This is a genomic window from bacterium (assembly GCA_022616075.1).
In the GTDB taxonomy this organism is placed as follows: domain Bacteria; phylum Acidobacteriota; class HRBIN11; order JAKEFK01; family JAKEFK01; genus JAKEFK01.
In genome coordinates this window covers 1-11342 of the sequence record JAKEFK010000222.1, presented here as the reverse complement: position 1 = coordinate 11342, position 11342 = coordinate 1, and the positions used below count along the sequence as shown (strand labels likewise).

The window sequence follows — 11342 nt, the reverse complement described above, 5'->3', positions numbered from 1 at the left end:
TTCACTTAAAGAAAGAATTATGAGTGGAACAAAGGCAGCCTAACAAACAACCTGGAGGAGCGATGCATCCTTCTTTTTACAGGAAAAATGGGACTTGACCCGGGACGCCCGCGCTACTACGTTTCCGAACTCTTCAAAAACACAGCAAGGCGTTTGGAGGGCAATGTTTTACCCAGGAGCGATTGCGCATATGCTCCTGCAGCGAGGAGTTTTTCCACATCAAGTTTTGCCATGCCGTACCCTTCCAGCAACGTATAAACATCTTCTGTTGCAACGTTTCCCGTGGCTCCGGCGGCATAAGGGCAGCCACCCAAACCACCGATGGAGCTGTCTACGGTCTGAATCCCCATTTTGATACTTCGATCGATGTTGGTGATCGCCATGCCGTATGTATCGTGAAAGTGAACCGCAAGTTTTTCGAGCGGGGCCACTTTCAAGACTCGGGAAAGCAAAGATTCTGTTTTTTCCGGATGCGCCCGTCCGACCGTGTCCCCGAGCGAAATTTCCTGAATTCCCATGTCCAGCATCGGCTGAAGCACGCGCAACACTGCATCGGAATTCACCACACCTTCGTAAGGACAAACCCAGCACACAGAAATATATCCGCGCACTCCAAAATTGTTTTGAATCGCTCTCTTCACAACACCGGAAAATACTTGCAATGATTCATCGATGCTCATTCCGATATTCTTCTGAACGAATGTTTCGGTGGCTCCCCCAAATACGGCGATGTTACGCGCTCCAGATTCCTCCGCTCGAATCAACCCTTTTTCATTCGGAACGAGTGACCAGAATTTTACCGCAGGATAATCGCTTCTCCATTGAGCCATCCTCTTGCTCTTGTAAATCTCATCAGTTCCGGCCATTTGCGGCACGCGATCCGGCCGCACAAATGCTCCTACTTCAATCTGATCCAGGCCGGCATGAAGCAATTTCTGAATCAGTTCGAGTTTCTGATCGGTTGTGAGGACCCTGGATTCGTTTTGCAATCCATCTCGCGGTCCCACTTCAAAGATGCGAATCATTCTGAAGGCTCCCAGGTAACCAGCGTTTGACCGGGCATGATTCGATCTCCCGGTTGTACAAGAATCTCCGTAATCCTTGCAGCTATCGGAAGCGCAAAGGGCATTTCAATCTTCATGGCTTCTACTATTAGTATAGGTTGCATCGCATGGACAATATCCTCTGCTTTCGCGCGAACTTCCAGCACCACTCCCGGAACCTGCGCGGTGATCGGTCCGTGATGAGTTCGCAGATCTTCCACTTCGTACTTTCCTGCAAAGGTGAGCCGGCGTTGTCCGATCCCTTTTACCGGTCGCTGAAAAGTCACGCATAGCTCGAACCTGTTTACCCAGCCGGAAGCATAGATTCTGTCCGCCTCTTCTATTTCAAAATGACCGGCGACCCGAACTCCTATGGAAGAGCTGCCACCATGAGCTTCTTCCGGAGTGAAACCGGTTAGAATCCGTGTGGGTGGTTTTACAGCAGGTGCATCATTCATTCGTTGAACGAGCAGGTCGGAGCTGAACTTTTTTCCCCAGAACGATAAATCCTCATCCAATTCTCCGCCGTCTTCTTTGAGAAGTTCCGGATGCGATTCGATCCAGCGAGTGTGGCCCCTGTTCTTGCGAAAATCTTCATGGTTCAGCACACTCTGCAAGTAAAACTTGTTCGTAATTGTACCGGCAACCAAAGTTTTTTCTAATGCATTAGAGGCAAGTTCGATCGTCTCATCGCGGCTTTTTCCATGAACGATCAGTTTTGCAAAGAGGGAGTCGTATTCCTGTGGAACCACATCGCCCGGTTCGTATCCGGAATCGATTCTGACACCGGAGTCAGGAAAGAGCATTTCTGTTAGCGGTCCAGGAGTCGGCAAAAAATTGTTTGCCGGATTCTCCGCGCAGAGCCGGAGCTCCAACGCATGACCTTTCGTGCGTAAGTTGTGTAAGCGTAGCTTAAGATTCTCGCCATCTGCGGCGCGAATTTGAAGTTCGACAAGATCGAGTCCGGTTATCATTTCCGTTACCGGGTGTTCCACCTGCAGACGTGCGTTCAGTTCCATGAAAAAGAATTCCCAGTTTGCTTTTTGATTTCGCTGCGCAAGAAATTCAATCGTGCCTGCGTTTGTATATCCTACGGATGAGGCAAGACTGCGGGCCGCTTCAAGGATGTTTTGCCGCGTTTCATCATCCAGAATCGTGGCAGGCGATTCTTCGATAATCTTTTGATTGCGCCGCTGCATTGTGCAATCCCGCTCTCCCAGCGCAAATACGTTACCGTGAACGTCTCCGAGAATTTGTACTTCGATGTGCCTAGGTTCCTCCAGGAATTTTTCCACAAAAACTTCAGAAGAACCAAAGGAACGGTGAGCTTCCGACTTTGCTGCTCGCAGAGCTTCCTCAAACTGTGATGGATCATGCACCACACGCTGGCCGCGCCCGCCGCCACCGCGAGTCGCTTTGATCAGCAGCGGAAGGCCAAAGCGATCAATGATTCCCTTTGGATCAATTTCGTTTCCCATGTTTATCCAGGGCGGAACAGGGACACCCGCTTTTGCAGCGACTTCCTTTGCTTCCAGTTTCCCGCCCAGGCGTCGCATCGCCTGCGGAGGTGGTCCAACCCAAATCAATCCTGCGTTGATCACGTTTTGAGCAAAGTCAGGATTCTCAGCCAGAAATCCGTATCCGGGATGGAGTCCATCCGCTCCGAAATCCTTCGCGATCTGTATGAGCAATTGCTGGTTCAGATAGTTTTCCGAAAGATCTCCGGCTGGAAGTTTCTTAATTTCTTGTAGGACCCGCACATGTTTCGTCCGCGCATCCTGAGGCGTAAAGATTCCGCACGTGCGAATGCCCATGCGATGTGCAGTGAAAGCAATGCGACACGCGATTTCGCCACGATTTGCGATGAAGAGTTTAACCACGATTCCAGCTTGGCTTCCGTTTTTCCAGAAAAGCTCGCAAACCCTCCTGTCCTTCTTTACTGACACGGACTGTGGCTAATAGATCGGCCGCCCTGTCGAGTTGCTCCTGATCGTTCGATGCAAAGAGCAATTGAAAGAGAAGGTTCTTGATGTGCCGTATCGCCTCAGGGCCGCACTCCGTAATCTGCTGCAATTTCTTTTCTACGAGCGATTGCGCTTCCGCTATGTCTGCAGCAATTTGATGCACCATTCCCACATCATAGCCCTTGCGCGAGTCGAATCTCTCAGCGGTGGTAAAGAGTGCGCGCGCATGTCCGGGACCGATCTTTCGCAAAACAAAGGGAGAGATGCACGCAGGTACAATTCCCAATCGGACTTCGCTGAAGCCGAATTGCGTGTCCTGTGTCGCGATCACATAATCGCAAACGCAGACCAACCCAGCGCCGCCTCCAAAAGCAGCTCCGTGAATCAGACCGACCAGGGGCACAGGCATTCGATCCAGCGCAAAATACATTTCGGCCAGGCGTTTGGCATCTTCAAGATTTTGTTCACGATAAAGATCCAGACTCTGCTGCATCCAACGCAAATCGCCACCAGCACAAAAGACCGTCCCTTCACCATGCAGTACAATCGCTCTGCTTCCGGAAGGCAAATCTTTCGCGAAGCTTGTGAGCTCGGCAATCATCTCCGCGTTGAATGCATTGCGCACCTCCGGCCGGTTCAATCTGCACCACGTAAACTGCCCTTTCTGTTCAACGATCAGCGTGTTGTAAGCCATTTTTTTTTTACCGCAGAGATCGCTGAGACCGCTGAGAAAAATTTAAATTTAAACTCAGCGTGCTCTGCGTTCTCTGCGGTGAAAAAATTACATGCGGAAGAGGCCGAATCTGCCGGAAGGAACCGGTCCCCGCGAAATGATTTCCAGGCATTGAATCAATACATCGCGTGTATCGCGCGGATCGATCACACCATCATCCCAGAGTCTGGCGGAACTATAATAAGGATGCCCTTCCTTCTCATATTTTGCTCGAATCTCTTCCGGATCGATTTTGCCGACACTGCTCAAGACGAAAGCTGCCTGATCGCCGCCCATGACGGATATCCGCGCATTCGGATACATAAAGAGAAACCGCGGTTGGTAGGCTCGTCCGCACATTCCGTAATTGCCGGCACCATACGATCCTCCAACGATTATGGTGATCTTGGGAACCGTGGCTGTGGCGACTGCGGTCACCATCTTGGCGCCATCTTTGGCGATTCCACCGCTCTCCGCATCTTTGCCGACCATGAATCCGGTAATATTTTGCAAGAACAACAGAGGGATGCGGCGCTGTTCACAAAGTTCAATGAAGTGTGTGGCCTTCAAACTGCTGTCGCTAAACAAGACTCCATTATTTGCAAGAATTCCCACCGGATATCCGCCGATGTGCCCCATCCCGCAACAAATGGTGGCGCCGTAAAGCTTTTTAAATTCATGGAACGCGCCTCCATCGATGATCCGCACAATAATTTCTTTGATGGGAAAAGGCTGCCGCAAATCTGTTGGCAGGACTCCGGGAATCTCTTCCGGCGAATGGGAAGGGGATTCCGCGCGCGCCGGAACGAGCCAGCGATCCTCTTTCAGATGATGTTTGTCAAACTGCATCATGTTGCGCGCGAGCTCGAGCGCATGCGCATCGTTTTCGGCATAGTGATCGGCGACCCCCGATTTGCGGCAATGAAGATCGGCGCCACCGAGCTCCTCCGAGGTTACATCTTCACCCGTAGCAGCTTTTACCAGTGGCGGCCCGCCGAGAAAAATCGTTGCCTGATTCCGCACCATCACAGTTTCTTCTGACATGGCCGGCACATAAGCTCCACCAGCGGTAGAAGATCCCATCACAACCGCAATCTGAGGAATTCCGAGCGCTGATAAATTCGCCTGATTGTAAAAAATGCGTCCAAAATGATCGCGGTCCGGAAAAACTTCTGCTTGCAAAGGCAGAAAAGCTCCGCCTGAATCTACAAGATAAATACAGGGCAATCCATTTTCTTTTGCAATTTCCTGCGCGCGCAAATGCTTTTTGACGGTCAGCGGCGAATAGGTGCCCCCTTTCACAGTTGCATCATTTGCAACCACCATGACCGGAAGCCCATGAACCCAGCCGATTCCGGTGACAATTCCTGCTGCGGGAACATCGTCTTTGTATACCTGATAGGCTGCCAGCGGCGAAAGTTCCAGAAAAGGACGGTCTTCATCCAGTAACAATCGGACCCTCTCCCGAACGAAGAGTTTGCCCCGCTCTTCATGTTTCTTGCGCGCTTCGGGCGATCCGCCCTGCCGAATTTTCTGAATGAGCTGTTTCAGCTCTTCGGCCAGTTTGATGTGCACATCATATTGATGTTTGAATTCAGGCGTGTTCGGCGAGATTTCACTTTCCAGCAGCATGCTTTCACTTTACCACGGAGTCACGAAGATCACGGAGAGGGAGAAAAAAAGCATCACATTCTATGCCAACTTCAATTCTTTTCTAACTTTCTCGGTAAGCCACAGCCTTACTAGAGTCTGGTATGGGATTCCTTTTTTTGTCGCGATCTTCCGAATAGATTGCAAGTAGAGAGGATCGATCTTAATCGATACATTTCTTAGCTTTCTTTTCCTCTTTCCTTCAAGGATTTCTTGACGCAGGGCCGCTTCTAAACTCATTTCAATGCCTTCGGCCAGGATTTCTTTTAGGATGCCATGTGAATCGTAATATTCCTCTTCTGTCATCTTTCGTTTTGAAGACTTTCTAGTCATGTTTTCAACCTCGTCTATGTTTTCTCCAATAGCGTTTTTCGGCTGTTTCCATGTCCCAACCAGTGATCACTCGAACGATTCCATTACCTTTCAGTTCAAATACAATGGTGAGAAATCTCCCATCTAGAGTAGGTCCCAGCGCAACATAGTGACCTCTCCTGGTTTTTCTGAACAATGCTGCTACAGCAAAAACTTCTTCAGCTTCCTCTGGTTTTATTCCGTGGCCAAGCTCAATGTGGATTACATTACTATCGTCCCATTGGAATCCTTTGATACGCAAAAGAAGCTCCGGTAATACATTGTATTACTCAAGGCAGGACGAAGCAACTCAGGATGCAGGCTGGGATGATTGGTTAAAGTTGCGGCAACACTACCTTTGCAATACGTGCTATGTTGCGGGCATCGTCGATTCCGCGATGATGCTGACCGAGAAGCGGAATCCCGAGAATGTTCAACGCCGCAGCCATGCCGCATCGTTTGATGCCGCGAAGGCGCGCAAAAGCTGCCTTTAAGTTTAAATGTCTGTTGACAAAAATTTCCGGTAACAGTAACAATCGGACCCTCTCCCGAACGAAGAGTTTGCCCCGCTCTTCATGTTTCTTGCGCGCTTCGGGCGATCCGCCCTGACGAATTTTCTGAATGAGCTGTTTCAGCTCTTCGGCCAGTTTGATGTACACATCATATTGATGTTTGAATTCAGGCGTGTTCGGCGAGATTTCACTTTCCAGCAGCATACCTCACTAAGATAACGCGTAAAGTTCACTACGCTACACGAGGTGATGCCTTAAAATACAATTGGATAACTACGCCAATTTCAATGTTTTAACGGCTTCAGCCTGCGATCGAGGCCCTTCGACTCTACGAGGCTTGTGTTTGACGTAATCAAAAAATTACGTTATTTTTGAACTTAATGTTGAAACCCGACCCGTCTTTGGAACCGGATTGGGATGAGGATAACGTTGCTCACATTGCGAGGCACGGGCTCGGGCCGGAACAAATTGAAGAATTGTATTACTGCGAAGGACCTTACCCGACACTTGCCGTTAAAAACAAAATGAAAAAAGGTAGCAGGAGTCAATTCAGATATCGTTTATGGGGAACGGACGCATCCGGAACTGCTATTGAAGCTATTATCGCTCCGTTTCCGAAATACGGCAGGTGGAGATGTGTAACGGCATATCCTATGACACCAGCGACTCAAAAACTGTATTTTAGGAGAATTAAGAAAAAATGAGGAAAATTCCTGCATCGATTAGAAAACAACTGAAAAGGGAAGCTGAATCATGGGATAGATCCATGGTTAAAGAGCAACCCGAAAATATTCAAAAGCTGCTTGAAAAAGCAGAACCATTTATTGCTTATCGACCCCCGCGTCAACCTGTATCCATCCGTGTTGACCCATTTGATCTTTCTATGGCAAAACGTATTGCTCGAAAAAAAGGCGTCCCATTTACTCAACTTATGTCGATGTGGCTTCACGAAAGAATTGAACACGAGAAAAGTCGGACAAAACTTTAGATGCAGGCCGTCGCTCCATAAAAAAGCCGGTGAGTGTTGCTCACCGGCTTGCGTTGAATATGCGTTTTATTGTTGAGTGATTCGGACGTCGTCCACTCCCGCCTCCACGAGGCTTGCGGTACTTGCATCCGCAGCTTGAAACAGAATCCGGATGGTTTGTCCGGCAAATGAGTTGATATTCACCGAGACCGGTGTCCAGACTCCGTTTCTGTTGGAGGCAGCACCGAGCGATTGGAAGACTTGATTGTTGGTTCCAGTGACAATAAAGGCACGGAAGAAATCAGCCGTGGAACTGTTTGAACCGTGCGCCAGATAGTACTGGAACGACAGAGTCAGAGTTCCGGTAGCCGGCAACGTGATTTGCGGTGACCAGATGGAGGTAACACCGCCATCAATATCGTTCACGCCGGCGGAAGCTCCTGCAAGTCGCGCAGTTACAAGATCATTGACACCGCTGACAGTTGTGCCTAGTTGCTTTGGTCCGCCGGAATCAGTTGGCTCCGGATCACCGCGTTCCCACTGACCTGTGGTTGCAGTATCGGTGCCGCTCGGATTGGTTACCCAGCCTTGACTCGTTTCGAAATTGTCAAAGAACACCGTTGTTACCGGTGTGCTTTGCACCGCGAACACAAGATCATCCCGATCATTGTAGGCGCCGGAAGTGCAAGCCGACGCCGTTCCTTGATAACGGAATTGCGCGCGTACCGCTTGCAATGCTCCGGTTGGCAACGTGTAGTTCGCTGTCAGAGTCTGTGCACCAGCAACAGTTGGTGTGAGTGTCGTAATGAAAGTCCAGCTTGGGCTATTTGCATTGGCAGCATAATACAAATCGAGTTTATCTGCCGATGGCGTAGTCCATGCCCAAACGGTTGCTTCGATTCGCACGGTCTTACCTTCCGCCAGATTGGTTGCATCCAGCGTTGTTACTTTGAGGCGATCATTGGATTCATCAGAATGGAATGTTCCAGATGTTCCATCTGCGCAAGAATCATTGATCGTATTCGGCTGATTCGGTTCTGGACCGAGATTGGCGCGTCCCAGCACAAGAGATGCACCCGTATCGCACGAAGCTGCAACGGTCGCACATTTTGGCGCTTGAAGAACCGGATCAAATACCGCGCTTCCGCCGCCTCCTCCAGCAACTGTAGTGAAGCTAAAGGCTGAGGAATAAGCGCCGGCGCCGCAGGAATTATTTGCGCGAGCTCTCCAGAAATAAGTCGTGCTGTTGTTGAGCGCCGGGGACACTACCCATGTGCTGCTCGCAACATTCGCGGATCGCACAACATTTGTGAATCCGGAATCGGTGGCGACTTGAACATCGTAAGATGTTGCGCCGGATACATCACTCCAATCCAATGTTGGAGTAACTGACACTCCTGTCGCGCCATTTGCCGGCGATATAAGTGAAGGTGTTCCCGGTAACGTGCAAGTTCCGGTGTTTGCGCTACAGGTCACGGCCCAGGGTTGCGGACTCAGTGAGATGTTGGCTGCAGTCACCTGAACGCTATAGCTGCCTGTTGCAGGAACTTGAACCCTTACGCCTTCCGAATTGTTTGCCGAGTCAAATGTTGTGCCATTCGCATCACTCCATGCGCCGGTAAAATCGTTTCCGTTGTAAAACGTTCCTCCGGGCGCCGTGACTCTCAGATTCAGGTTATTTCTGAGTGCTCCACCGCCTGCAAGGTTTGGAGGATCCATCCAGGTCAAAAGACACCGCAGTGGAGAACCAGTAGATTGCACGCTGACAGTCATCGTGGAAGACTGGCCAGTAGCTGTAAAGGTTCCTTCTTGCCAGGAGCTTCTTCGCGTTGTGCAAGTAGAGCTGGCCCAGTTATCGCAGAGATTGCTCAAGTTCGGTCGTCCCCATCCTTGTCCTGTTGCAGGTAGCGACTGAGAAGGTGAGGAAATGTAATCGCCTGAATTCAAGAGGAGCGCTTTGACAAGATTGGCGCTGGGAGCTGCGATCCCGTGAACATTCTGGACCCAATCGCGAATGAGCGCCCCAAGTGCTGTTACGGAGGGCGTGCCGCAGCTTGTTCCATTGAACTCTTGATAGCCGGTTCCGTTGTTCGGAGCCGTCACATATTGTGATGCGCCCGCAACCTCAGGTCCATAACGGCCATCATCTGTTGGACCACGTGAGCTGTAAATAACGAGTTTGTTTTCATTGCAAGGAGCAGAATCTCCGGGCCAGCAGCTGCCATCGACTCCATTGTAGACAGCTGCTCCCGTTACATCGTTCTTTGCAGTTGCAGGACTGCCGATCGTGTTCGCGCCGCCTCCGGCGTTTCCTGCCGCGAAGAACCAGAGATATTGTTGCCCTGCGCCGTTACTGGAATTGTTGTCATTATCGTAAGCCCAGATATCGACTACTTCCGAATTTGAATCATAAACACCAGCAACGTCAGCGCCCCAACTGTGATTGCTCAGTCGTGAGCCATCGGCAAAGCTGGTCTGGAAAAAGTTTCGCAAGGTTGTGACTCCGCCATCACCATGACAGCTGTTCAAGCAATTCAGATCTCCCGATGCCTGATCACACCGGAATGCCCAGAGCCGGGCGCCGAATGCTCCACCTTTCTCCCTGCAAGCTTCTGCTGGTGTTTCGCCCCCTTGCTGGCTTCCATTTCCAAGAATGACTCCTGCGGAACCACTGCCGTGTGAATGTCCGGAAATACAACTGCTGCGAGTTGCTGTTACGGTACAACCACTCGCAGAGTTATATTCGATAAACTTTCGAATCGTGCAATTAGGAATTCCGCTACCGCATTCAAAATCCGGATTGTTAAAGGTCGTGTCCAGCACCCCGACAAGTTGCTCAGATCCTCCAGTTGCAGTGCAGGACGGTGTTGCTCCGGCGCCTCTGATCCCTGCATTCCAAATCGGTATTTCAGCCGTCGTGCCGGTGCAGCCGTTTGCTAAACCTGTTTGATGAAGTTCTCTTGCAACTCGTGAAGTCAGGTGTGCAGGTACGATTTCTTCGACCCACCAGACTTCTGCAAAACTCAGGATCTTTTCCAGTTGCGCTGGAGATCTTACTTGAGCCACTAAATAAGGAGATTCCAAATAATGAACTGCGTTAAAGATCCCATGAACGCCAATTCCTGCTGCTCTCAATCCGTTTGCAACGCGATTGGCAGCCTGGCTATTCAGAACCTTCACGCGTACGTTCACCGTTGGCTTCCCTTGCAGGATTTTCGCAGAACCCTCCAATCCTCCCGGAGTTTTGTACACCGGCTGATAGACACCGATCCAGTTCACGAATGACAGCTGGCTGAGATCTTGAAGAGCTTTTGCATTCGGTACCCAGACCAGCCGGCCGAAGCTGGGGAAATAGGCGGAGAGTACATGAGTCGTGCCCAAATTTTTTACTTCGTCCAGCCACTCCGATCTGATGGGAGCATAAAATTGAACGATGTAGAAACCCGCTTCTCCCCACTTTTTGTGAAGCGCGGGAGAAAGAACAGTTTCAGGTCCACGGGTATCGATTGTATGACCACTTCCAAGCTGTAACCGGTGCCGTTGGAGTGGTTCAATCGCGTAGCCCTGTTTTTTCAGAGCCTGATACTCTGACGTGGAGAGTTCCACGGTCACGAACTCATTGAAATCTTCAACCACACTGGTTCGGGCTTCCAGTTTGGTTTTGTTTTCATAGATTACGTAGAGTTCATTGGGATACTTGCCTACAGGCGCCGAATCTTGATTCGGTGCGGCAATAGCAGGCAACCCTGTATGTAGCAAAAGAAAAGATGTTAGAACCCAAAACAGAATTTGGGAAAGCATTTTTACCTCCTCATGGTAAGGTCCTTTCTTTGCGAGACACATTAGAGGTAGGCAGGATGGTCCCGCCACCCCTAATTTCTAACTGGAATGCTCTCTACACTGATCAACCGAACGGCTGCGTTGATGGTTGGATTAGGTCCCCACAGTCAGTGCACGAGCACCATTAAGAAGCATCAGCTAGCAATCTATACCTTTTTTTTGCTGGAGCAAGGATGCACTAGAAGCCTGCGCCGCCGGCTAAAAGCCGGCGGACATCAATGCCGCCAGAATGGCGGCGCTCATTAGAGGAGCGCCAGCCTCCAGGCTGGCATAAATGACCGCCGGCATTCTGCCGGCATGGTT

8 protein-coding genes and 1 pseudogene are annotated in these 11342 nt (G+C 50.3%); 1 reads left to right on the top strand and 8 read right to left on the bottom strand.

Annotation, left to right across the window (positions count from 1 at the left end; all coding sequences use genetic code 11):
- Window positions 1-116: 116 nt before the first annotated feature.
- The 7 genes from L0156_18100 to L0156_18070 form a co-directional block, all read right to left on the bottom strand.
- Window positions 117-1025, bottom strand: coding sequence for a hydroxymethylglutaryl-CoA lyase (locus tag L0156_18100; protein ID MCI0604902.1), 909 nt, complete (start codon window positions 1023-1025; stop codon window positions 117-119).
- Entirely contained in the window at window positions 1022-2923 is a 1902-nt protein-coding gene (locus tag L0156_18095; GenBank protein MCI0604901.1) for an ATP-grasp domain-containing protein, read from the bottom strand. The genes L0156_18100 and L0156_18095 overlap by 4 nt, the downstream gene beginning before the upstream one ends.
- Window positions 2916-3701: an enoyl-CoA hydratase-related protein gene (locus L0156_18090; GenBank protein ID MCI0604900.1), complete on the bottom strand. Its 786-nt coding sequence runs from the start codon at window positions 3699-3701 to the stop codon at window positions 2916-2918. The genes L0156_18095 and L0156_18090 overlap by 8 nt, the downstream gene beginning before the upstream one ends.
- 87 nt (window positions 3702-3788) lie before the next feature.
- The gene (locus tag L0156_18085; protein MCI0604899.1) at window positions 3789-5351 is read right to left on the bottom strand and encodes a methylcrotonoyl-CoA carboxylase; all 1563 of its coding nucleotides are present in this window, start codon (window positions 5349-5351) and stop codon (window positions 3789-3791) included.
- A 60-nt stretch (window positions 5352-5411) separates the two neighbouring features.
- Window positions 5412-5702, bottom strand: a complete 291-nt coding sequence (locus L0156_18080) for a BrnA antitoxin family protein (protein MCI0604898.1) — start codon at window positions 5700-5702, stop codon at window positions 5412-5414.
- A 4-nt stretch (window positions 5703-5706) separates the two neighbouring features.
- Window positions 5707-5982, bottom strand: a complete 276-nt coding sequence (locus L0156_18075) for a BrnT family toxin (protein MCI0604897.1) — start codon at window positions 5980-5982, stop codon at window positions 5707-5709.
- 73 nt (window positions 5983-6055) lie between these two features.
- The gene (locus L0156_18070; protein MCI0604896.1) at window positions 6056-6436 is read right to left on the bottom strand and encodes a hypothetical protein; all 381 of its coding nucleotides are present in this window, start codon (window positions 6434-6436) and stop codon (window positions 6056-6058) included.
- A gap of 496 nt (window positions 6437-6932) precedes the next feature.
- Here L0156_18070 and L0156_18065 point away from each other — a divergent pair, with 496 nt between their 5' ends.
- Window positions 6933-7220 (top strand): hypothetical protein, encoded by a 288-nt coding sequence (locus L0156_18065; protein MCI0604895.1) that lies wholly within the window; start codon window positions 6933-6935, stop codon window positions 7218-7220.
- A gap of 66 nt (window positions 7221-7286) precedes the next feature.
- Here the strand turns inward: L0156_18065 and L0156_18060 are convergent.
- Window positions 7287-7832 (bottom strand): annotated as a pseudogene (locus tag L0156_18060) (zinc carboxypeptidase).
- Between the last annotated feature and the right edge of the window lie 3510 nt (window positions 7833-11342).

Excerpts from the sequence above, each read along its gene's own strand:
- L0156_18085 (MCI0604899.1), bottom strand. The coding sequence starts at position 5,351 with ATGCTGCTGGAAAGTGAAATCTCGCCGAACACGCCTGAATTCAAACAT.
- L0156_18090 (MCI0604900.1), bottom strand. The coding sequence starts at position 3,701 with ATGGCTTACAACACGCTGATCGTTGAACAGAAAGGGCAGTTTACGTGG.
- L0156_18065 (MCI0604895.1), top strand. The coding sequence starts at position 6,933 with ATGAGGAAAATTCCTGCATCGATTAGAAAACAACTGAAAAGGGAAGCT.
- L0156_18100 (MCI0604902.1), bottom strand. The coding sequence starts at position 1,025 with ATGATTCGCATCTTTGAAGTGGGACCGCGAGATGGATTGCAAAACGAA.
- L0156_18080 (MCI0604898.1), bottom strand. The coding sequence starts at position 5,702 with ATGACTAGAAAGTCTTCAAAACGAAAGATGACAGAAGAGGAATATTAC.
- L0156_18070 (MCI0604896.1), bottom strand. The coding sequence starts at position 6,436 with ATGCTGCTGGAAAGTGAAATCTCGCCGAACACGCCTGAATTCAAACAT.